Source organism: Stenotrophomonas rhizophila (assembly GCF_001704155.1).
GTDB lineage: Bacteria > Pseudomonadota > Gammaproteobacteria > Xanthomonadales > Xanthomonadaceae > Stenotrophomonas > Stenotrophomonas rhizophila_A.
The window spans coordinates 1,163,170-1,184,103 of record NZ_CP016294.1 but is presented as its reverse complement, the minus strand read 5'-3'; the positions used below and the strand labels follow the sequence as shown (position 1 = coordinate 1,184,103).

The window sequence follows — 20,934 nt, the reverse complement described above, 5'->3', positions numbered from 1 at the left end:
GTGTTACTCATCAAAAGGACGGATGGAATCGGTCACGACCCGGGCGCCATGCTGCTGGATCAGCAGCTGCACCGACGGGTCGGCCATGAAGGCGGTTTCGGCCGCCTGCTGTCGCTCGCCACGCTGGCGGTCGGAACGCTGGTGCAGCGTTTCGGCCTCGGCGTTGCCATGTTCGATCACGATCTTCGGGGTCATCCCGAGCGGGCCCGACAGGGCCTCGGTCAGGGCCGCCAGCGAACGGTCCGAACACAGGTACTCAAATCCGGGCGATACGGCCAGTTTCAAGACGCCGTGCTGGAACCCGATGAAGGCCGCATGCGCGGCCAGCTGCCGCGACGGACCATTCAGCTGGCTCTGGGCAACCAGTTCCAGCCAGGTTTCAGCCGAGGCCAGCGCGACCGGGCCGGCATTGCCGGCCGCAGGCGACGGGCTGATGGCGATGCCCTGCGGGCGCGGCGCGGGTGCCACCGCCTGGACGGGCGCGGGCGCGCGTACCGGCGGGGCTTCCCACGGCGCGGCCATGGCGGCGTCGGGGCTGGCCAGTTCCACCGCCAACGCTTCATCACGCTCGTCGCTGCCGGCCTGGTGCCACGGCGGCAGATCGTCTTCGGCGGCGGGTTCTGCTGCCGGTGCAGGTGTCGGTTTCGGCGCGGCCGGGGCGACCACGGGCGCAGCAGGGGCCACCGGTGCCGAAGCGGCCACAGGCGCGGCCAAGGCGGCGGCGACGGGAGCGGCCACGGCCGCCGGCGCGGCGGCCATGCCACCCTGCCCGGCACCGCGCGAACCACTTCCCACCTCGGTCCCTGTGCCTGGGTCACGCGGCACCGGCGGCACCGCAGCGGCCGGGCGGAACGCCAACATGCGCAGCACGGCCATTTCAAAGCCGGCGCGCGGGCTGGGAGCCAGGTGCAGGTCGCGGCGGCCACTGAGTGCCATCTGGTACCAGAGCTGCACCACTTCCGGGCGCAGGCGCTGGGCGAAGGCGGCGGCATCGATGCCTTCGCCGTCGGCCTGGGCGCCGGGCACCAGCTGCTGCACCTGGATGCGGTGCAGGGCTTCGGCCAGCGCTTCCAGCACGCCGCTCCAGTCGGGCGAGAATTCGGCCAGCGCGGCCACCACCTGCAGCAGGCGCACGCCATCGCCGTCGGCCAGGGCCTCAAGCATGGCCGCCACCTGGGTGCGGTCCACGGTGCCCAGCATGGTGCGCACCACGTCTTCGCGGAGCGCGCCACCGGCATAGGCGATGGCCTGGTCGAGCAGCGACAGGCCATCACGCAGGCTGCCGTCGGCGGCCTTGCCCAGCTGCACGATCGCGGTCGGGTCCGATTCGATTTCTTCGGCGGCCAGGATCCGGGTCATCTGGCCCTGAATCTGGTCCTCGTCAAGCCGCTTGAGGTTGAACTGCAGGCAGCGCGACAGCACCGTGACCGGCAGCTTCTGCGGGTCGGTGGTGGCCAGCAGGAACTTCACGTGTTCCGGCGGTTCTTCCAGAGTCTTCAGCAGCGCATTGAACGCCGCCTTGGACAGCATGTGCACTTCGTCGATCAGGTAGACCTTGTACTTGCCGCGCGAAGGCATGTACTGGGCGTTCTCGATCACCTCGCGGACATCATCCACGCCGGTGTTGGACGCGGCATCGATCTCCAGCAGGTCGATGTAACGCCCGGAATCGATATCCAGGCAGGCCGGGCACTGGCCACAGGGATCGGCGCTGGTGCCCTGCTCGCAATTCAGCGATTTGGCGAAAATGCGCGCGATGGTGGTCTTGCCGACCCCTCGGGTGCCGGTAAACAGGAATGCATGGTGCACCCGGCCGCTGTCCAGCGCATTGCTGAGCGCACGGACCACGTGTTCCTGGCCTACCAGCTCGGCAAAACGCTTCGGACGCCACTTGCGGGCAAGGACGAGATAGGACATCAGGCCACCGTCTTCATCGGGACGTCCATTGTGCCACGCCTGTCCAGCCCCCCAGCCGGGTGATCGTGGTGCTTGTGCCAATCGCATTCCCCGGCTAGAATCTGCGCCCCTGCAGCGTCAATGCAGCAGGTCCGGAGAGGTGTCCGAGTGGTTGAAGGAGCACGCCTGGAAAGTGTGTAAGCGTCTAAACCGCGCTTCGGGGGTTCGAATCCCCCTCTCTCCGCCAGATCAATGAAGAAGCCGCCCACTGGGCGGCTTTTTTATTGGTCTGGCGGAGAGACGGGTTGATCGAAGCCACGTCGCTGCCCTCCGTTCAGCACCGCGAAGACAAGCCGGGGCGTGCCCCTACGATCTTCATGAATGCAGCTCACTTCTGCATTCTCATGCATTGCCATGGCGCCGAGCACGAGATAGCATCTCGTTGCAGTCAGTGCCGCCGGCGGTTGTTGTTATCCGGGGACTGATTGCCCATGCACCTGCCGCCGGCCGTTTTTGTTATCCGGGGAGGTGTGTACAAGCCAAAGCCCCGATCAGGGGCTTTGTTGCTTTTTGGGCCGGATGAAATCTCTCTTCGGAACCACAGAGTAGACCTCAGCTCTCGGCTTTCGCGCCTGCAGCTCCAGGATCGCCCTGTCGCGGACCTTGTTTCCATGGCCATCATCCCGATCGCTCGTGCTCACCACGGCCGTCATGTGCCGGTGCGTCTCAATCACTGACGTGCTGGCGAGCGCAGCCTCCAACTGGCGCACGAGATCGCACGGAAGGTAGCCGTCCTTGCGCACCCGACTGTCGTAATGGTGCCTGCCAAGGTAGACCAGCATTCTGCTTGCAGGTGGCTCGTGCCCCATTTCCCGCTTTTGTCGCACCAGTTCAGCGAACTGACTGACCGTGAGCTCGCCGATTTCAACGATGCCGACCCGCTCACCGTCTGCGATTCTGCGCAGTTGATCCAGAATGAGGGTCGGCGCGTTGTCATAGAGGGGCATCACCCTTCCCTGGGTCATAAACCCATGATCCTGCCCGGAAGCGCCGTGACAGGCCATTTGATTTGTCCAATCGGTTGGGAGGTGTCGAGCGACCTGCGTCTATCGCTCGTCGTGACAAGCAGCACCTCGCTCCCGCAGCCTGGACAACCTTGGTGACGCACTGACCTACGCGATCAGTCTGGCCGTAGTCGGCGCATGGCAAGAGATGCGGGTTCTGGGCTGAACCCGCCGTCTCCTTCCGCCGTCACGCGCTCGACACCTTCATCAGCACCAGCCCGCTCACGATCAGCACCGCCGCAGCAATGCGCATCGCGCTCACCTGCTCGCCCAGGAACCCGATGCCGACGATGAACGCACCGACCGCGCCAATGCCGGTCCAGATCGTGTAGGCGGTGCCCAGCGGCAGCGTGCGCATGGCCAGGGCGAGCAGCCAGAAGCTGGCAGCCATGGCGGCGAAGGTGATGAGCGACGGGGTGAGTCGGGTGAAGCCCTCGGATTGCTTCATCGAGAACGCCCAGACGATTTCCAGAACACCAGCAACAAGCAGATAGATCCAGGCCATGTGGCCCTCCTTATGGGGCCAGGTCGTCCTGGTCATTGTTGCCCGGTATGGGGGAGGCCGTTCCTCCTGGGGTGCGTGCAGCGGGGAAGCGCCCCGCTCTACGGTGAGGGCGATTCTAGGGGATGGGGCACAGGATGGGGGCCGAAGGCGTGTTGGGGGTTACGAGGTGGTCAGGGTGGGTCGAGGACGCGCGCGGCGTGTCGCTAGTCGGGAGGTTCTGCGCCAAGTGCCGAATCCGACTAACAGTCGGATCTACCGCACTTGCGGATCTACCGCACTTGCGGATCTACCGCGCTTGCGGATCTACCGCGCTTGGCTACGCCGCGCTATACTGGGTGACTGGACTTCGGTGCAACGTCTCTATGGCGGCCCCGTCGGCCCCTCGCGACGCTAGGTCGAAAATCCCGCCAGGGCCGGAAGGCAGCAACGGTATCGATCGACGCGGGCGCCGAGGTCAGCCGGCGGGGCCGTCACCCGTTTGGGCGGTCCATTCCACGTCTGGGTGATCAGGCCGTGGGCCTGGGAGCCGTTGGCTCGGCCAACGCCACGCACTCGCCCGGCATCGCGACCCGATGCCCCCGCTGGCGCAGCGCTTCGCCGTCGGCCTCGCTCGCATAGTGGTAAAGCATCATCCGCGCCTGCAGTTCGGCGCTGTACTCGCGTTCGAGATCGTCCACGCCGGTGTGCGATGGGTTGCCGTGAAGGCCGCAGTCGTGCGCGATCAGTTCGTTGTCGCCGGCGTAGCGCGCCAGCATTTCCGGAATCGGGCGGGTATCGCCGCTCCACACCAGCGCGCCCTGCAGGCGCAGGCCGTAGGCGGTTTCGGGCCAGTGGTGGCGGACCGGGAACACTTCCAGGCGCACGCCGTCATGCCAGAACGCCTCGCCCACCACGATCAGCTGGAAGGCATCCCAGAAGTTGGCGCCACCTTCGGCCAGCACGTTGGGGTAATCGGCCACGCGCCGGTGCAGCAGCGGCACCACGGTGGCGGGTACGTACAGCCGGATGCGGCCGCGCCGCTGCGGCGAGAAGTAGGCATCCACGAACAGCCGCTCGAATCCGGCCACGTGGTCCAGGTGCACGTGGGTGACGAACAGTGCCTCGGGCATGCGTCCGTATTGGGCGAGGAAGGCGGTGAGCCCCTCGCCGCCGCAGTCGATGGTCAGCCACGGCTCGCCACCGCGCTCGATCACCGCCATCGGCGAACCCAGCTGCACGGCCGACGCGTTGCCGACCCCCATGAAACGCAGTGCCCAGTCCATCAGTAGCCCCGGTTCCAGGCCAGGTCGTAGGCCCGGCGCAGGCGCGCGAAGTCCTTCTCGACTTCGTCGTGGCTGCGCTCGCCGCGCAGCTTCACCAGCGAACGGTGCAGGCGCTTGAGGTTGCGCTCGCGCCAAGCGGTGGCCGGGATCCGCTGCACGCCACGGTCGAAATCGATCAGCCAGCCGTGGCCGTTGGCATCAAACAGGATGTTGTGGGCGTTGAGATCGGCATGGTCCAGCCCGGCGCGGTGGAAACGCGCGATCAGCCGGCCGGTCTCTTCCCAGGGCGCGCCCCGCCCCGCCACCAGCGCGCGGTCGGCCAGCGAACGCACGCCTTCCAGGCGTTCCATCAGGATCGCCGCGCGGTAGCGCATGCCTTCGCGCATGTAGAACGCGGCGATCGGGCGCGGCACCGGCAACTTCAACGCGCGCAGGGCGCGCATCAGCCGGAACTCGGCGAAGCTGCGGGTGCGGTTGGCGCCCCGCCACAGGTACTGGTCGTGGCTCAGCTTGGCCGCCATGCCGCCGCGCAGGTACTGGCGCAGCACGCAATGGCCGAACGGCGCATCGACGAACCAGGCCCCGCCCCGTCCACCATCGCCGACCGGGCGCGCCCGGTCGCCCCAGTGGCCCGGGGAGAACAGGCTCATCTCGGCTTGCCGCAGCCGTTCGCGGTCGAACAGAATGGCACCCATGCCGCGTCCATCGCGGCAGGGCGTCAGCGCTTCAGTGGCGTCGAATGCGACCATTCCTTCGAGTCTAACAACACCATGGCATCAGCGTCCTCTTCCTTGTGTCTTTTGCGTTTGTCCGCGCTGGGCGATGTCACCCACGTGGTGCCGCTGGTGCGCACCCTGCAGCAGGCACGGCCGGGGACCGAGCTGCACTGGATCATCGACAAGGCCGGGCACAAGCTGCTGGACGGCCTGCCGGGCGTGGTGTTCCATGCCTACGACAAGAAGACCGGCCTGGCCGGCATGCGCGCCCTGCGCGCGTCGCTGCCGCCCGGCCGCTTCGAGGCGCTGCTGCAGATGCAGGTGGCCTTCCGCGCCAATGTGCTGTCGGCGTTTGTCCCGGCGGTGCGCCGGATCGGCTACGACAAGGCGCGTTCCAAGGACCTGCACGGTCTTTTCATCAACGAACGCATCCCCGACCGCCCCGGCATCCACGTGCTGGATGCGATCGGCAGCTTCTGCGAACCGTTGGGGATCCGCCAGACCGAGGTCAGCTGGGACCTGGCGATCCCGCCGGCGGCGGTGGAATGGGCGCAGGCGCAATGGCAGGACGATGGCCGGCCGGTGCTGATGATCTCGCCCTGCTCCAGCCACGTACGCCGCAACTGGTATGCCGACCGCTACGCGGCGGTGGCCAACCACGCGGTTGCACGCGGCTGGCGGGTGGTGCTGTGCGGCGGCCGCAGCGAACTGGAGCGCGGCATGGCCGACGCCATCCAGGCCCAGCTCACCACCCCGGCGCTGGACCTGGTGGGCAAGGACACCCTCAAGCAGCTGCCGGCCCTGCTGGCCCGCGCGGCGCTGGTGATGACCCCGGATTCGGGCCCGATGCACATCGCCAACGCGATGGGCACCAAGGTGCTGGGCCTGCACGCGGCCAGCAACCCGCACCGCAGCGGCCCCTATTCGGACCGCCGCTACTGCGTGGACCGCTATGACGACGCGGCGCGGAAGTTCCTGGGCAAGCCGGCCAGCGAACTCAACTGGGGCACCAAGATCGAGTTCGATGACGTGATGCAGCTGATCACGGTCGACGACGGCATTGCCGCCTTCGAACGCTACGTGGCCGATCAGCCGCGCCCGCTGTAATCCTTGTAGGACTTCTCTTCGACGTAGACCGAGCCCAGCGCCAGGTTGATGTCCTTCTTGATCCGGGCACGGGTGTCGTTCTTCTGGTAGACGCTGCGCGCCAGGGCGACGAACGCCTCATCGAACTCAGCGGCCTGGTCCTTCAGCCGGATGTTGTCCTCGATATCCCAGAGCTGCTCATTGATGTCCTTCAGCTCCATGCGCAGCTTGGCGATATCCGTGCCGCCGGCCGGATGCGCCATCCAGGTCTTCTCCAGTGCACTCAGCTCGGCCCGGATGTTGGCCAGCTTGCCCGGATCACTGATCCGCTCGGACTTGATCTGCAGGATCGAGATCTTGTCCAGCAGCTCGCCAAACGAGACGGGAACCTGGATTTCTGCGCTCATGGGGTCTCACCACTATTCTGTTGACCCCAGTTTAGCCGCAGAGCCACCACCTGCGTGTCTGCCGTCGATCCGGACCGCGCCCAGCCACGCATGGCGTGGCTCTACACAGCGTCCGACGCCTTGGCAGATGTCTTCGTTCCCTCATCCAATCGAAGAGGCAAGCCCCTCTGTTGAGGGGCTGCCCCGACAGGGGCGGGGAGAGGAAGCAAACGCCGCCCCGAGGGCAGCCCATCGACTGATTCCTTTCATGAATCACCTTTGTTCACAGGTTTCGTTGATACCGGTGCGTTCGCAAGCGAGGCACCGGCGCTTGATTTATCTAGACTCTATCTCCTAGATAGAGTCTGCCACACCAATAGAGGTTTCGTCATGATTCGAGCCATCCACGCATTCCGGTTGCCCTGTGTCCGCTTCCTCGCCACGCGCCTTGTTCGCCGCCCGCCTGATCCAGGCGCGGCTGCTGCGTGGTCTGAGTCAGCGCACGCTGGGGGATCGCATGGGCTTGGGTAAGGAAAAGGGCTCCTCGCGGATCAACCGCTACGAGCACCAAGTCACCGCGATCGGCTTCGACAACCTGGGCCTTCTGGCGCAGCTATTGGACGTGCCCGTGGCGTACTTGCTGGCCGACGATGCGTCGATGGCCGATGCCATCCTGGCCCTCTCCCAGGCCGACGACGCGCAGCGGGAAGCAGTGGGCAAGCTGCTCCCCGCACTAGCCCAGGATCCGGCCCTATTGCCCAAGTTGGTGAAGCTGATGGAATTGCCCAAGGCGGAGCGCCCCAAGGCGTTGCGGGCTCTATCCGGAGAAAACTGAGTCGCACCCGGCCCCTGCGCATCTCACATCGCCCGGGCCAGTTGGCCGGGCTTATCCAGCCGCTTGTCGCATTTGAGCGTTGGATGACATGCAGCCGTGCGCCGTCCTCGAAACTACCTCGGGCTCTTCCCACGAGTCTCGGACAGCGGAAGACACTTGAAAACGCCACCGGTCGAGCATTAGGCCACTTCGTCCCACGCCCGCTGCTTGATCTGGGCCCCCGGCCCGAACCATGCCGCATTCCAACAGTGGTCGTCGCTACGAGACCGACGATGATGGTCGACGAATACGGTCACGCTACTGAATAGGCGCCAGGGCCGTACCGCGGCTGGAAGCCCGCAGCGCACCGCGGCCACCATGTTAGGACAGCGACCGCACCTTGGCAAAAGGCCTGCTCATTGACCACCGCTGCCATGCCGTCCGTCCCGGCACAGTTCGATATCTTACTAAGCAGGCCCTCTACCGAATCCGGATCCACCGGCCGTTCCATCAAGGCCTTCATCAGCACCGCGAAGCCATCCCAGGATGACACTGTGATGCCCAGTTCCGCTTGACCAAGTCCTGTTCGAACGGGTTTGAACGAAGACCTATGTACTGTCGGATTCACCCGACAGGATGCAGTTGGCGACCGCCGTGGCAATGGAGGCAATGACAACAAAAATGCAATAAAGACAATCGGATCTTTCGCTCATCAACATACACCCAAATCAGAGTGCCTCATAGCGGAGCACCCACACGCAAAGCCAGAACACACTGACTTCAAATGAGTAGTATGTATTTGAATTTGTTTAACGCACACTTTGGACTACCAGGCCCCTGCCAACATCAACCGAACGCTGTATTGAATCCCAGAATATTCATCTGGTCACGCCGATGCTCCTGTTTGTGAGGGCGTGTTTGGCGACATCGCAACAGGGTGGTAGGTCGAGTCGAACACCATATCGGTCAGCCAGCGTTTAAAGCTGGGGTTGTCGCTGAACTGCTTGAACAGCTCGGTGTGGTCGGATATCAGCTCCAGCACCACGCGATTGAGCGCCTTGTCGTGTTCAAGCTTGGCGTTCTGCTTGTCGGAGTTTGCCTGCGCATTTTGGTAGGCCCTGTCCTGCGCCACGCGTGCAGGAATCTCCTCGGTGATGACCTTGCGAATCTTGTCTCCGTCCTTCCACTCGATGTTGCCGAACATATCGTTGAAGGCCCTGATGATATTCGACAGCTTGTCGATGTCAGGCTCGCCCCTTCCGCCACCTAGTCCTGCTGGGGGCGGCTCGATAGCGGCGTCCGCATCGTCCATCGCCATCTTCAGTGACACCTGCGCTTCCACCCGATAGCTATCCATGTCGATGGCTTCAAGTACGCCCGTGGAGAGGTCTTCCTCCTTCGGCGCGGGGAGCTTTGGGATCAGGAAGTTCAGGAAGATCGCTAGTGTTTCCCAAGCAGGGTGGCCGTAGGTCAGAATCGCAGCGAGAAAACCGTAACTGCGCACGAACGCCTTGGCATTGCCCTTGAACTCGACTTGACCGTCCTCGTCCAGCTTGTCGATGTACTCGGCCACGCAGGCATCGAGGATGGGGTCGAGCTTGTCGCGGTCTGCGCCGGTGACGTAGAGCGCCACCAGGTCCTCAACCTGCTGCCAGCTGTACACCTGCTTCGCATCGAGGTCGCTTTTAAGGTCGTGCAGCTTGTTGGCGTCGGTTTCGCCGGTCTGGATCGTGGCGCGGTAGTAGTCCTGGAAGGCCACTTTCACTGCCTCGGCGTTGTCGGCGAAATCCAGCACGAAGGTATCGCGCTTCTGCGGGTGGGCGCGGTTGAGGCGCGACAGCGTTTGCACCGCCAGTACGCCAGCCAGCGGCTTGTCCACATACATCGTGTGCAGCAGCGGCTCGTCAAAGCCGGTAACGAACTTGTTAGCGACGATCAGGAAGCGATATGGGTCTTGTTTGAGCTTGGACGGAATGTCCTTGCTCGGGAATCCGTTGAGGTCGGATTCGGTTCTCCTGACGCCGCCGATTTCGAAGTCGCCCGAGTACGCCACGATGGCCCTAAACGGGCTCTTTATCGTGGTGAGGTAGTCCGAAACTTCGCGGTAGTAATCGATGGCCCGTGCGATGCCGTTACAAACGATCATTGCGCGCGCCTTGCCGCCGATCTTCTGCTTACCCGCTACCTGCGCCACGAAGTGGTCGACCATGATCTCGGCCTTCTTGCGGATGGCCTTGTCGTGGGATTCGACGTAGTGGCGAATCTTCTTCAGCGCGCGCACTTTGTCGAAGTCCGGGTCGCCCTCCACCGTCTTGGCGACGTGGTAGAAGCTGTCCACCGACGTGTAGTTCGCAATCACGTCGAGGATGAAGCCCTCTTGGATTGCCTGCTTGGTGGTGTAGGTCAGCTCCTCCGGCGACCGATAGCGAACTTCGCCACCTTCCATGTAGCGCTCCCCGAACAACTCCAGCGTCCGGTTTTTCGGCGTGGCCGTGAACGCGAAGTAGCTGGCGTTAGCCAGCATCTTGCGCGACTCGATCAGCCTGTTGACGGCGTCCTGGACCGAGTCGTCGCTATCCTCATCGTCTCCCGCCGCGCCCGACAGGGCCATGTGCATCTTGGCCGTGGTCTTGCCGCCCTGGCTGGAATGCGCTTCGTCGATCAGCAGGGCGAACTTCTTGTCCCCGAGGTCGCCCAGCTCATCGAGGATAAAGGGGAATTTCTGCACCGTCGTCACGATGATCTTCTTGCCCCTTCGCAGGAAGGTACGCAGCTCGGCGGCATCCTCGGAATGGCCAAAGATCGACGCCACGTGGTCGTAGCTCTTGATGGTGCGGGCGATCTGGGTGTCCAGCGCACGGCGGTCGGTGATGACGATGACCGAATCGAACTGGGCCAGCATCGCATCGGCGGATGTCTTGAGCTCGACCAGTTGGTGGGCCAGCCACGCGATGGTGTTGCTCTTGCCGCTGCCCGCCGAGTGCTGGATCAGGTAGCGTTTTCCGACGCCGTCCTCGCGGGAGCGGCGCAGCAAGGCGCGGACGGTACGCAGCTGGTGAAAACGCGGGAATACCTGTTTCCGCCGTTTCTTGCCTTTCTCTTCTTCCTCCTCCACCACCTGCGTGAAGCTTTCGATAATGTTGGCCAGCGAGTCCTTCTGCAGCACCTGCTTCCAAAGGTAGTCGGTCTTCAAGCCTTGCGGGTTGGGCGGGTTGCCAGCGCCGCTGTTCCAGCCTTGGTTGAATGGCAGGAACCACGAGGTCTTACCGGTGAGGTGCGGGCAAAACCGCACCTCGGCATCGTCCAACGCCATATGCGCCACGCAGCGCCCGAGCTGGAAAAGCAACTCGTTCGGGTTCCGGTCGGTCTGGTACTGCGTGATGGCATCAGCCACGGTTTGCTTGGTCAACGAGTTCTTCAACTCGAAAGTCAGCACCGGCAGGCCGTTGATGAAGATCACCATGTCCAGCGAACGCTGCGACTCGTCGTTGCTGTAGCGCAGCTGCCGGGTGACGCTGAAGATATTCTTGCCGAATTTTTCGGCAGCGCTGACATTGCCTGGAGTTGGCAGCAGCTTGTACAGATCGACATTTGCCGGGCCGTGGTTCACCCCCTTACGCAGAACGTCCACCACACCGCGTTTGGCAATCTCGCCCTGGATGCGGTGCAGGAACTGCGTTCGCTTTATGCCTTCGTTTGCCAGTTCCAGCGCGGTGGCGACCGCGGGCTGCGTGGCCTGCAGAAACGCGAGCAACTGCACCACGTCCACCGCCACGTCGCGGTTATAGTCGGTAGCTTGGCCCTGCACGTAGCTACCGGCGGTGCAGAGGTCGCGGACGATCAGGGCTTCCAAACCCTTCTCGGTGGTGTCAGTCGTCGCCATCGTCTTCCTCCCCATCGGTATCGATTTCCTCGTCGCCGCCCAATGCCGCCAGGTCTTCCTCGGCCACCACGTCGTCCGGGCCTGGCACCCAGCAGCGAACGTCAACTTGACCGGTGACGACGTCGGCAATCTGCCGTTCGCGGTACTCGCGGATGAGGGCGATTTCCTTCTCGATCTCACGGCGTACCGATTGTTCTTGGTAGAAAAAATCGGTGACTTCGCGTTGCAGATGCAGCGGCGGAACCGCAATCTTCTCTTTCAACAATGAGCGCGGGTTCAACGGACGATTGCGTCCCGCTGCGCCTCGCGAGTGGTGGTTCAGTAGCAGGTCGCCTGCCTTGCTCAAGAAGAATGTGTAGAGATACTCCGGCGTGACGGCATCAAGCATGCACTTGGCAATTGGATAGCGATGGGATGCGATACACCCATCATCCTCAGCATTGGCAACGGCGACCGCACCTTCCCAAGCGAACTGCCCGCTAAAAACCAGGTCACCTTTTTCGATCTGGAAGAATGTCGAATCACCAAGGTGCCTTCCTTCAGTCAGCGGCTTATGGAAGATGCCGCGACCACGGTTAAACATGCCAATCGGCGTGTATGTCCTCTCCGGCTCTCTGGTGATTGGCTTCGCCAGAAGCGTGACGACACGGTCGAATCGAAGGTACTGCGTTTCTGCCGATGCAATCGCGTGTTCTGCGAGAACCCCCCGCTGCTCTGCCATCAGCGCAATGAGATCGCGTTTGGCCTTGATGAAGCGGGTGATGTGGGCATCCTCCGCCCGCAGGTAGTTGACGATCTGGTCTTGCTCGGCACGCGGCGGTTGCAGCAGCGCAATATCAAGAAACTGGTTCGGATATAGGCGAAGACGGGAGGATCGGATGCCGGTCGAGCGCCCGATGTACTCGGCAACGTAGGCGCGGGTGCGCAGCAGATAGTCGAGATACGCAGGGTTGAAGCTTTCGGCGTGGTGTGGGCGGTAAACGCCGTAGGCCGGACTGACGATACCCTCGTGCCTGCTCGCGCCAAGCGCCGCCATCCACGCCCACAGCGTGTTGACCACGATATCGCCGGGACGGCACAGCTTGGAGCCGACATAGCTCGCAGCCTTGAACATGGTGACGTTCTTCTGGCTGCGCGGCGTTACGCCCGTCAGGTGCGACACCGAAAGCAGCTCCTCCTGTCCGCTCTTAGAGCGCTCGTCCACCTCGCGGAAAAAGGTCTTTGCGCGCTGCTCGTTCCAATGTTCGGGCACGGGTGGCAGCCAGGGCATTTGCGCTGTGCGGTAGCTGGGGTACACGTTCGCCTCTGACATCACGCCGCGCCCACGATCTTGTATAGCAGTCCGTCGGTTTGCGCTTCCAGCTTGAGAATGTCGGCGCGAATCTGTTCCAGTGTGCGCAGCGGGGTCGGCTTGTAGAAGTAGCGCGCAAACGAAATCTCGTAGCCGATCTTGGTGGCGTCCATCGCAATCCAGGCATCCGGCGCGTGAGGCAGCACCTCGCAGGTGAAGAAGGCTTCGATGCCGCCAGGCTCCTTGAGCGGCACCTGCTCGGTATCGCGCAGGTCGGCATCGGCCTCGTACTGGACAATGAAGCGATCCTTGCCGACGGTTTCCAGGTACGCGCCGTCGTAGCCGGGTTCGAAATGGTCTGCTGCCTTGAGCTTGCTGCGCTTGGCGATAACGGGAGGTGCCGTCTCATCGCGCCAGCTGACCGCCTTGTAGATGGCCTTTTTCTCGGGCGCACCCAGCTTTTCGTTGCGGGCCTTCATCAAGGCTTCGAAGCGCGCACGGAACTCGTTGTGGTTGTCGAAAACCCCTTCACCAAGTTCCTGCTGCGCCAGCTTGGCCAGTTCAATCAGGGTCTTGTCGCGCAGCCAGGTCGCAGGGTCGAGCAGCCTCTTGCGCCGCTTTTCCGGGACGGCCTTCTTGGTGGTGTCGGCGTCTTCGTCGTCGGACTCGTCGTCGGTATCCTCGTCGCCATCGTCGCCCTTCAACCACGCTTCTATCTCGGGTTTGAGCTTGGCGAATTCCGTGTACAGCTTGTCGCCGTGCTTGGTGTAGATATCGCTGCGCAGCGCCTCATCGCCTGTGGCAAAGCGCAGGCCTTCGATGGCGCTGCGCTTGAGCTGGCTCTTGAGGCGCAGCGGGCGCTCGACCGTGATCTTCCAGTAGCCGAAGTCGGCGTTGTCGAACCACTTGCATTCGGGCACGGCCTTGGCTGCTTCCGCATTGGCGGGCGGCTGATCGAGGTAATGCTTGAGGATGCGCTCAATGTCCGCGTCGGCCAGTTCGCAGTTCTTCTTGCCAAGGTTGCGCCGCATAGGTAGGAACCACTGCGAGGCGTCGATGAGCTGTACCTTGCCGCGCCGGTGCGCAGGCTTTTTGTTGGCCAGTACCCAGATGTAGGTGGCAATGCCGGTGTTATAGAAGATGTTGAGCGGCAGGGCAATGATGGCTTCGAGCCAGTCGTTTTCCAGCACCCAGCGGCGGACGTTGCTCTCACCCTGGGCAGCGTCGCCGGTAAAAAGCGCGGAGCCGTTATGCACCAGCGCGATGCGGCTGCCCAGCGGCGTGTTGTGCTTCATCTTCTGCAGCTTGTTCACAAGGAACATCAGCTGCCCGTCGCTGGAGCGGGTGATGAGCTTGAACTCGGCTTCGCCGCCGTGATTGACGATGAAGCGCGGGTCGCTGAATTCCTTCTTGCCGCCCATCCGGTCGAGGTCGGTCTTCCAACTCTTGCCGTACGGCGGGTTGGAGATCATGAAGTCGAACTCGCGCGACCGGAACTGATCTGCCGACAGCGTGGACTTGTCCGCGCCGCCCACGATGTTCTCGGCCTCGTCGCCTTCACCCTTGAGCAAGAGGTCGGCCTTGCAGATGGCGTAGGTTTCCGGGTTGATCTCCTGCCCGAACAGGTGGATCGACACTTCCTTGTCATGGCTCGCCGCCAACTCGTGCAGGGCATCTTCGGCCACGGTCAGCATGCCCCCCGTCCCGCAACTGCCGTCGTACAGCAGGTAGGTGCCAGACTGGATTTGGTCGGCCACCGGCAGGAACAGCAACTTGGCCATCAGCTTGACCACGTCACGCGGCGTGAAGTGTTCGCCAGCTTCTTCGTTGTTCTCTTCGTTGAAGCGGCGGATCAGTTCCTCGAACACCGTGCCCATGCCGTGGTTGTCAAGCGCTGGCAGCTTGATCCGGCCTTCCGCATCCTTAACCGGCATCGGGGAGAGGTTGACCTCGGGGTCGAGGAAGTCATTGATCAGGTGACCGAGGATGTCAGCCTCGACCATCGTCTGAATCTGGTCGCGAAACTTGAATTTCGCCAGGATGTCCCGAACGTTCGGCGAAAAGCCGTCAAGGTAATCAACGAAGTTGTCGCGTAGGCGCTGCCCCTGTCCACTGGCGGTGAGCGTGGCGAGGGTGAATTCCGAGGTGTTGTAGAACGCCTGCCCGGATGCCATCCGCAATGCGCCATCCTGCTCGGCCACGTTGTGCGTGTCGAGAAACTTCTTGCGCTCCAGCACCGCCTGCTTGGTCGACTGCAGCACGGCATCGAGCCGCCGCAGCACAGTGAACGGCAGGATGACGTCACGATACTTGCCGCGCACGTAGACGTCGCGCAGGCGGTCGTCGGCAATGTTCCAGATGAAGTCGGCAATCCACTTCAGGTTGCTTTGGTCTTGCTGTTTTACGGGTTTCATCAAGCCTGCCCTTGCATAGCTGTTGTGGTGTCAGGCGCTTTACTGACAGACTCGGTTGACGGCACTTCAAGAGCCCAGTGCTTTTTGAGAACGCCGACGAGGCGGCTCTGCCGATCAATCAGCATCGCCGGTGTCCATATTTCTTCCGAGCGTACTTCCTGCGTCAGGACGAAGGGTGACGCGGTGCCCTTGCCTTTGAAGTACACATTCTTCTTCTTGGCGAAGTCGTAGTTGCTGGCTGACGAATTCTTGTTCCGGTCAAGCGGAACCAAGTTGGCCAGGCGGTGTGTCCATGCTTCCCGCTCGTTCGCATCTGGGAACCACTGGAGCCAGTCCGAGTCAGCCGGCGGTGTTTGCGGTAGCACGTGCTCTAACGACACGGCGTTCTGCAGTTGCACTCCCGGGGCCCGCACCAATGATTCAAGGCGCAAGACCAGCGCCATCCTTGCCTTGGGTAGATCGTCGTAAACGTCGCCATCGAGTGCCGCGACGAACTTGCGCTTTTGCGCGTCAGGCAGTGTCAGCGTGGTGAGCTCGGCCAGCTCGCCCTTGATAGTCTCCTGTTCGATTTCCTTGGTGAGCGCGGCGTAGGTTTCGATGCGCTCGTTGATGCCCACCTTGGTGACCAGCAGGAAATAGGTAAGCCGTTCCAACGAATGGAAAAATTCTGCGAGCAGCTTAGGCCTTTGCCGGAAGCGCTTGAAATACACCAGTGCCGGTGGCACCCAGTCCTTAAAGTCCACGCGGTTGAGCCAGGACAGGTGCTCATTGATCGTCCCGGCGTGCTCAGTGGCCTCGAAGTCGGCGGCGCGCACAAAGTCCCACACTTCGGCGTAGGGCTTGATCACCTTGTCGATCAGGTCGATGGGTTCCTTGTACTCGGTGACGTGCTCCTGGAATTCCTTGACCAGCGTGGCCCGCTGCTTCTGCTTGGCGTAGATGGTGCGGATGTGGCCAAACAGATCGCCGAAAGCGTCGCGGCCCAGCGCGTTCTCGATCCGGCTCCACTCTTTGGCATACGCGCGGCTCTTGACGTCGCCTGCCGTGGTGCGGATCAGGCCCAGCACCTGCGCCTTGATGATGTCGATAGGCGCGAGGTCGAGCCCCCGGTTATTGAGCACGGAGAAGATGCGATACGCGGCTTCAAGATCGGGCGTGGAGATGACAACCAGCGAGCAGTCGTTGGCGAGGAACTGCCACAGCGCGATCAGGTCGGCGGGCGGTAGCGCCTTGGCCTTCCCCAGCAGCAGAGTGGCGTTTTCGCGGTAGCGTAGACGGCTGTCTTCCAGCTTGTCGGTGCTGGCGACCAACTGCGCGATGCCGCCAGGCTCCTGAATGTTGGTGCGGAAGAAGTCGGCATCTTCCTCGCGGGCGGTCAGGCGGTATTCGTTTTTCTCGCCGAGGCTGACCTTGCCCTTTTTGTAGAGGAAATCGGTGATGTCGTCTGCGGCATGCGGCATGGCCTCGCGCAGTACCGCGAAGAGCATCGTCAGCGTGGACAGCCGCTGCTGGCCATCGACCACCGACGATTTCGGCTCCCTGTCGTTCTTGATTAGCACGATGCTGCCGAGGAAGTATTGACTGGTCGCGCCGGAGACACGGGCGTCCTGCATGGCCGAGATCAGATCGTCGAACAACTCACCCGCCTGCTCGGTCGTCCAGGCATAAGGGCGCTGGTAGTCCGGAATCTCAAACTGGTAGCTGCCTTCGAAGATCTCCCGGATCAGCTTGTCGTGGGCTTCAAGTGTCTTGGCCATTGTTACGCTTCCGCTCTCTCTTCATCGATGCCGTCGCACTCCCGCTCAGTGCGGCCGCTGGAGATAGAGTGGTACTCGATGCCGAGCGGACACTCCTGGTGAATCCCCCGGGTCACGCTCGCCATCAAGTTCAGATCCGGATGCGTGAGCCGTGACGGGCTCTCGCTGGCCACCCACGCCTTGAGCCGCATCGGCTCACCATAGCCAAAGCCTTGGGTTAGCCACGACAGCAGCCGATCCGGCGGGAAGTCGAATACAGGCAGGAAGTGCGGCCCCAGGATGTAGGAGATGTTGCCCGGGGCCAACTCTTTGTAACGCGCCAGGTCCCTGGATGCGGCGGCGGACTGTATGCCAAACCGCGTAACCAGGTCCTGACGGCGCATCTCCCCAATGAAGCGCACGCGAAACTCCATGAACGCGAGGCGGTCGCGCTGTGGCTGGGTTAGATCTGTAATTTGTTCGCACGTCATCCGTGTACTACCAGGACAGATCGCTCATCCGGGTCAGCAATTCCTTGTATAGGCTGCAGAAGAAAGCCTGCTATCCATCGGCAGGCTCACTGACAACAACATGATCCCACAAGGGTTGCATTTTGATAACCATCCTGGTTCCAGGCAGCGGCTCAGCCCACAGAGCCATGACAAACAGTCATCAGCTCACTGCAAAGGCCAGATCATCCCGTTAGACGACTGCTCGTGATGATCTTCATCGCAACGGGGAGCCTTGAGGCTGTGGGAATCGATGCGATCGTTCAAGACGCTTTGCGGCGTCGTTCAGTGCAACTTGCACGCCGTCGACGTGAGTATCGAGATGTCCATGCACTGCCCGCCTGTCCCCCATGGCATGCAAACGCCTGACCAGGAACGACGAATGCGTCCCGCCGGCAGGCGCACCTATGTCCAGAGTAGTCCAGCAGCAGCCAGCTCTCTATGGCATACCGGATGGCATGCCAGTCAGGCTGGAAATGAAAAAAGCCCTTGAAATTCAAGGGCTTAATTCAAGTATCTGGCGGAGAGGGGGGGATTCGAACCCCCGAGGCGCTATAAACGCCTGCCTGATTTCGAGTCAGGTACATTCAACCGCTCTGCCACCTCTCCAGATGGTCCCCGGCGAACCGGGGAGCGAATAATACGGTCAGGAGCCGCCGACGGCAAGCCATTCCCGCGCTTCCGATGAATTTCTTCTGTATCGATGCCTTGCCGGATGTCCGCAGGGCCGCGATCATGCCGTTATCCCTCAGCAATGACACTCCTGGCCTGCGCACCTCCATGATCGAATTCGGACACCTGACCCACCCTGGCCTGCGCCGTGATCTCAATGAGGACACCTACTACGGGGACGGGGAGCTGGCACTGTGGCTGGTGGCCGATGGCATGGGCGGGCACGCCTGTGGCGAAGTGGCCAGCGCGCTGGCGCGCGAGACCATCGTGCGCGAGATCCGCCAGGGCGCCACGCTGGCGCACGCGATCCGGGTGGCCGATGAGGAAATCATCCGCACCTCGCGCCGCCGCAACGACAGCCTGCCGATGGGCACCACCGTGGTGGCCGCCCGGGTCCAGGGCAACCGCTATGAAGTGGCCTGGGTCGGCGACAGCCGCGCCTACCTGTGGCGCGACGGCAAGCTGGCACAGCTCAGCCAGGACCACAGCGTGGTGCAGGAAATGGTGGCGCAGGGCAACCTGACGGCCGAAGAGGCGCGCGCGCACCCGCACCGCAACGTGGTGACCCAGGCACTGGGGGTGACCGATCCGGCCCACCTGAACGTGGCCACCACCGCCGGCGAGCTGCGCCCGGGCATGCAGCTGCTGCTGTGCAGCGACGGGCTGACCGAGGAAGTGGAAGACACCGGGATCGCCCGCACCCTGGCCTACGACGATGCGAGTGCGCAGGAGTGCGTGGATACGTTGGTGGCCGCCGCGCTGGATGGGGGCGGGTCGGACAACATCACGGTGATTCTGGTGCGTTGCCATTGATTTAACCGGTTGCCTGCCAACGGCAGGGGCTACCGAATCGACGGCATTACGCCGCCGATTCTTCCACCTTAGGGCCATCCCAGATGGCATGCCCGGCCTTCTTGCGCAGCTTGGCCAGGCGCGCTTCGTGCGCCTCCCGCTCCGAGGCCGTTGCCACCACGCGCGGGCGCGGCAACAGGCGGCTGGTATCGAAGGCCTGCGCGTGTGCCGTACCCGGGCGGACGTCATCGGCCGAACCAAAGCCGATTTCCTCCTGGCCGGAGGTCAGTGCGATGTACACATCGCCCAGGATCTGCGCATCGAGCAGGCCGCCGTGGAGCTGGCGGTGCGCGTTGTCCACGCCCAGCCGCTTGCAAAGCGCATCCAGCGAGTTGCGCTGGCCCGGATAGCGCTCGCGCGCCATCTTCAGCGTATCGATCACCGTGCAGCGGTCGGTGATCTTCCCGTACTGGTCGCCCAGCAACGACAGCTCGTAATCCAGGAAGCCCAGGTCGAACGCGGCGTTGTGGATGATCAGCTCGGCGCCGTCGATGTAGGCCAGGAATTCTTCGGCCACCTGCGCGAACACCGGCTTGTCGGCCAGGAACTCCAGGGTCAGCCCGGTGACTTCCTGCGCGCCCTGTTCGAACTCGCAGTCCGGCTTGAGGTACTGGTGGAAATTGTTGCCGCTCGGGCGGCGTTCCAGCAGTTCCACGCAGCCGATTTCGACGATGCGGTTGCCCTTGCGCCATTCCAGGCCGGTGGTTTCGGTATCGAGGATGATCTGACGCATGGGCTTAGTGTACCGGGCCGGCGGCACGGATCCGGATCGCGGCGTCGCGCGCCAGCGTATCCACCCGCTCGTTGTCCGGGTCACCGGAATGGCCCTTCACCCAGCGCCAGTCGATGCTGTGCTTCTGCGTGGCCGCATGCAGCCGCTCCCACAGGTCGCGGTTCTTGACCGGGTCGCCACCGGCGGTCTTCCAGTTCTTGCGGATCCAGCCCGGCAGCCACTGGGTCAGGCCCTGGCGCACGTACTGCGAATCGGTGAACAGCACGATCTCGCAGGGTTCGGTCAGTGCTTCCAAGCCGGAGATGGCGGCCATCAGCTCCATCCGGTTGTTGGTGGTGTGCGCTTCGCCACCGCTCAGCTCGCGCTCGTGGCCCTTGTAGCGCATCAACGCGGCCCAGCCGCCGGGGCCGGGATTGCCGAGGCAGGAACCGTCGGTGTGGATTTCAATGGTTTTCAATACAACTCCAGATCAGGTCGCCACGGTGCCGTGCCAACGGCGTACCGGCAGTGGCGTAGGTCCTGGCAGGGCCAGGGTGCGTTTTTCGGCAGTGAACAGGCAGGCCGCGCGCAGGGCGGCGATGCTGCCGCGCTCGGGCGCGCGGGTGTGCCACATCGGGCCCAGCCAGGCCAGGTCGTCGCAGGCCAGCCCGGCCCGCTCCAGGGTGTGGCGCAGCCGCTGCGGGGTGCGCACCACCAACCCGTGCCGGCGCCATTGGCTGCGGAATGGGCTGAACGGATTGAGCGTGGACAGCCACAGCCGCCCGCCGGGCATCAGGACCCGCTCGCATTCGGCGATCAGCTGTTCGGCGTCGCGGGCGGTCACGTGCTGCAGCACGATGGCGTTGAGGCTCTCGGTCTGGAACGGCAGCGGCAGCGCGCAGGTAACGTCGCCGGTGTAGCCGCCGGCGCTGCGGTGCAGGCGCACGCCCTGCCCCGGCAGCGCGGCATCTTCCAGCCAGGCCGGGGTCGGCGCGATCCACAACCAGGGGTTCAGCGGGTGCGAGGCCAGCACCGGCTCCAAAGCCTTGCGCTCCAGCTCACGCAGCGCCTGCGCCGGTTCAGTATCAAACCAGGATGCGACGGAAGCTTGACGGGGGCTCGGCGCGGCGGGCATG

Annotated in this window: 17 protein-coding genes, 2 tRNA genes and 1 other RNA gene; 5 read left to right on the top strand and 15 right to left on the bottom strand. The window is 63.2% G+C overall.

Going from position 1 to position 20,934, the window contains the following annotated elements; all coding sequences use genetic code 11:
• Window positions 1-3: 3 nt before the first annotated feature.
• The gene (dnaX, locus tag BAY15_RS05290) at window positions 4-1,917 is read right to left on the bottom strand and encodes a DNA polymerase III subunit gamma/tau (RefSeq protein WP_068849609.1); all 1,914 of its coding nucleotides are present in this window, start codon (window positions 1,915-1,917) and stop codon (window positions 4-6) included.
• Between the two features lie 133 nt (window positions 1,918-2,050).
• On the opposite strand from dnaX, the gene BAY15_RS05285 reads away from it, so the two are divergent.
• Window positions 2,051-2,143: transfer RNA gene (locus tag BAY15_RS05285), tRNA-Ser, on the top strand.
• 304 nt (window positions 2,144-2,447) lie between these two features.
• Here BAY15_RS05285 and BAY15_RS05280 read toward each other — a convergent pair.
• Both BAY15_RS05280 and BAY15_RS05275 read right to left on the bottom strand, forming a co-directional pair.
• Window positions 2,448-2,903 (bottom strand): hypothetical protein, encoded by a 456-nt coding sequence (locus BAY15_RS05280; protein WP_068854557.1) that lies wholly within the window; start codon window positions 2,901-2,903, stop codon window positions 2,448-2,450.
• A 244-nt stretch (window positions 2,904-3,147) separates the two neighbouring features.
• Entirely contained in the window at window positions 3,148-3,465 is a 318-nt protein-coding gene (locus BAY15_RS05275; RefSeq protein ID WP_068849608.1) for a DMT family transporter, read from the bottom strand.
• Between the two features lie 371 nt (window positions 3,466-3,836).
• Between BAY15_RS05275 and ffs the strand changes: the two genes are divergently transcribed.
• Window positions 3,837-3,933: signal recognition particle sRNA small type (ffs, locus tag BAY15_RS05270), an RNA gene on the top strand.
• A 38-nt stretch (window positions 3,934-3,971) separates the two neighbouring features.
• Here the strand turns inward: ffs and BAY15_RS05265 are convergent.
• Together BAY15_RS05265 and BAY15_RS05260 are read right to left on the bottom strand one after the other, a co-directional pair.
• On the bottom strand, window positions 3,972-4,727 hold the full coding sequence (locus BAY15_RS05265) for an MBL fold metallo-hydrolase (protein WP_068849606.1): 756 nt from the start codon (window positions 4,725-4,727) through the stop codon (window positions 3,972-3,974).
• The gene (locus BAY15_RS05260; RefSeq protein ID WP_068849604.1) at window positions 4,727-5,476 is read right to left on the bottom strand and encodes a 3-deoxy-D-manno-octulosonic acid kinase; all 750 of its coding nucleotides are present in this window, start codon (window positions 5,474-5,476) and stop codon (window positions 4,727-4,729) included. Before BAY15_RS05260 ends, BAY15_RS05265 begins: the two co-directional genes overlap by 1 nt.
• Window positions 5,477-5,497: 21 nt before the next feature.
• Between BAY15_RS05260 and BAY15_RS05255 the strand changes: the two genes are divergently transcribed.
• On the top strand, window positions 5,498-6,550 hold the full coding sequence (locus BAY15_RS05255; RefSeq protein ID WP_068849602.1) for a glycosyltransferase family 9 protein: 1,053 nt from the start codon (window positions 5,498-5,500) through the stop codon (window positions 6,548-6,550).
• On the opposite strand, the gene BAY15_RS05250 is transcribed toward BAY15_RS05255, so the two are convergent.
• Window positions 6,532-6,936, bottom strand: a complete 405-nt coding sequence (locus tag BAY15_RS05250) for a DUF6165 family protein (RefSeq protein ID WP_068849600.1) — start codon at window positions 6,934-6,936, stop codon at window positions 6,532-6,534. The genes BAY15_RS05255 and BAY15_RS05250 overlap by 19 nt on opposite strands.
• A gap of 403 nt (window positions 6,937-7,339) precedes the next feature.
• Here BAY15_RS05250 and BAY15_RS05245 point away from each other — a divergent pair, with 403 nt between their 5' ends.
• The gene (locus tag BAY15_RS05245; RefSeq protein WP_068849598.1) at window positions 7,340-7,750 is read left to right on the top strand and encodes a helix-turn-helix domain-containing protein; all 411 of its coding nucleotides are present in this window, start codon (window positions 7,340-7,342) and stop codon (window positions 7,748-7,750) included.
• Window positions 7,751-8,615: 865 nt separating this feature from the next.
• Here BAY15_RS05245 and BAY15_RS05240 read toward each other — a convergent pair.
• From BAY15_RS05240 to BAY15_RS05215, 6 genes are all read right to left on the bottom strand, one after another.
• Window positions 8,616-11,612 (bottom strand): type I restriction endonuclease subunit R, encoded by a 2,997-nt coding sequence (locus BAY15_RS05240; protein ID WP_068849597.1) that lies wholly within the window; start codon window positions 11,610-11,612, stop codon window positions 8,616-8,618.
• Window positions 11,599-12,909: a restriction endonuclease subunit S gene (locus BAY15_RS05235; RefSeq protein WP_237334318.1), complete on the bottom strand. Its 1,311-nt coding sequence runs from the start codon at window positions 12,907-12,909 to the stop codon at window positions 11,599-11,601. The genes BAY15_RS05240 and BAY15_RS05235 overlap by 14 nt, the downstream gene beginning before the upstream one ends.
• 14 nt (window positions 12,910-12,923) lie before the next feature.
• A complete protein-coding gene (locus tag BAY15_RS05230) occupies window positions 12,924-15,317 on the bottom strand; it encodes a type I restriction-modification system subunit M (protein ID WP_068849593.1) in 2,394 nt (797 codons plus the stop codon).
• Complete coding sequence (locus BAY15_RS05225; protein ID WP_068849591.1) at window positions 15,317-17,074, bottom strand: DUF262 domain-containing protein; 1,758 nt, start codon at window positions 17,072-17,074, stop codon at window positions 15,317-15,319. Before BAY15_RS05225 ends, BAY15_RS05230 begins: the two co-directional genes overlap by 1 nt.
• Window positions 17,075-17,076: 2 nt before the next feature.
• On the bottom strand, window positions 17,077-17,544 hold the full coding sequence (locus tag BAY15_RS05220) for a hypothetical protein (protein WP_237334317.1): 468 nt from the start codon (window positions 17,542-17,544) through the stop codon (window positions 17,077-17,079).
• A gap of 536 nt (window positions 17,545-18,080) precedes the next feature.
• Window positions 18,081-18,171 (bottom strand) — tRNA-Ser (locus BAY15_RS05215).
• Window positions 18,172-18,342: 171 nt separating this feature from the next.
• Between BAY15_RS05215 and BAY15_RS05210 the strand changes: the two genes are divergently transcribed.
• A complete protein-coding gene (locus BAY15_RS05210) occupies window positions 18,343-19,047 on the top strand; it encodes a PP2C family protein-serine/threonine phosphatase (protein WP_068854556.1) in 705 nt (234 codons plus the stop codon).
• 46 nt (window positions 19,048-19,093) lie between these two features.
• On the opposite strand, the gene dnaQ is transcribed toward BAY15_RS05210, so the two are convergent.
• Genes dnaQ through BAY15_RS05195 form a run of 3 tightly spaced genes read right to left on the bottom strand, consistent with a single transcriptional unit; the run spans window position 19,094 to window position 20,933 of the window.
• On the bottom strand, window positions 19,094-19,819 hold the full coding sequence (gene dnaQ / locus BAY15_RS05205) for a DNA polymerase III subunit epsilon (protein ID WP_068849589.1): 726 nt from the start codon (window positions 19,817-19,819) through the stop codon (window positions 19,094-19,096).
• A gap of 4 nt (window positions 19,820-19,823) precedes the next feature.
• Window positions 19,824-20,276, bottom strand: a complete 453-nt coding sequence (gene rnhA, locus BAY15_RS05200) for a ribonuclease HI (protein ID WP_068849587.1) — start codon at window positions 20,274-20,276, stop codon at window positions 19,824-19,826.
• A gap of 12 nt (window positions 20,277-20,288) precedes the next feature.
• The gene (locus BAY15_RS05195) at window positions 20,289-20,933 is read right to left on the bottom strand and encodes a methyltransferase domain-containing protein (RefSeq protein WP_068849585.1); all 645 of its coding nucleotides are present in this window, start codon (window positions 20,931-20,933) and stop codon (window positions 20,289-20,291) included.
• Between the last annotated feature and the right edge of the window lies 1 nt (window position 20,934).

What these genes read in the sequence shown, in the direction of transcription:
- dnaX (WP_068849609.1), bottom strand. Translation starts at nt 1,917, where the DNA reads ATGTCCTATCTCGTCCTTGCCCGCAAGTGGCGTCCGAAGCGTTTTGCC.
- BAY15_RS05280 (WP_068854557.1), bottom strand. Translation starts at nt 2,903, where the DNA reads ATGCCCCTCTATGACAACGCGCCGACCCTCATTCTGGATCAACTGCGC.
- BAY15_RS05275 (WP_068849608.1), bottom strand. Translation starts at nt 3,465, where the DNA reads ATGGCCTGGATCTATCTGCTTGTTGCTGGTGTTCTGGAAATCGTCTGG.
- BAY15_RS05265 (WP_068849606.1), bottom strand. Translation starts at nt 4,727, where the DNA reads ATGGACTGGGCACTGCGTTTCATGGGGGTCGGCAACGCGTCGGCCGTG.
- BAY15_RS05260 (WP_068849604.1), bottom strand. Translation starts at nt 5,476, where the DNA reads ATGGTCGCATTCGACGCCACTGAAGCGCTGACGCCCTGCCGCGATGGA.
- BAY15_RS05255 (WP_068849602.1), top strand. Translation starts at nt 5,498, where the DNA reads ATGGCATCAGCGTCCTCTTCCTTGTGTCTTTTGCGTTTGTCCGCGCTG.
- BAY15_RS05250 (WP_068849600.1), bottom strand. Translation starts at nt 6,936, where the DNA reads ATGAGCGCAGAAATCCAGGTTCCCGTCTCGTTTGGCGAGCTGCTGGAC.
- BAY15_RS05240 (WP_068849597.1), bottom strand. Translation starts at nt 11,612, where the DNA reads ATGGCGACGACTGACACCACCGAGAAGGGTTTGGAAGCCCTGATCGTC.
- BAY15_RS05230 (WP_068849593.1), bottom strand. Translation starts at nt 15,317, where the DNA reads ATGAAACCCGTAAAACAGCAAGACCAAAGCAACCTGAAGTGGATTGCC.
- BAY15_RS05225 (WP_068849591.1), bottom strand. Translation starts at nt 17,074, where the DNA reads ATGGCCAAGACACTTGAAGCCCACGACAAGCTGATCCGGGAGATCTTC.
- BAY15_RS05220 (WP_237334317.1), bottom strand. Translation starts at nt 17,544, where the DNA reads ATGACGTGCGAACAAATTACAGATCTAACCCAGCCACAGCGCGACCGC.
- BAY15_RS05210 (WP_068854556.1), top strand. Translation starts at nt 18,343, where the DNA reads ATGATCGAATTCGGACACCTGACCCACCCTGGCCTGCGCCGTGATCTC.
- dnaQ (WP_068849589.1), bottom strand. Translation starts at nt 19,819, where the DNA reads ATGCGTCAGATCATCCTCGATACCGAAACCACCGGCCTGGAATGGCGC.
- BAY15_RS05195 (WP_068849585.1), bottom strand. Translation starts at nt 20,933, where the DNA reads ATGCCCGCCGCGCCGAGCCCCCGTCAAGCTTCCGTCGCATCCTGGTTT.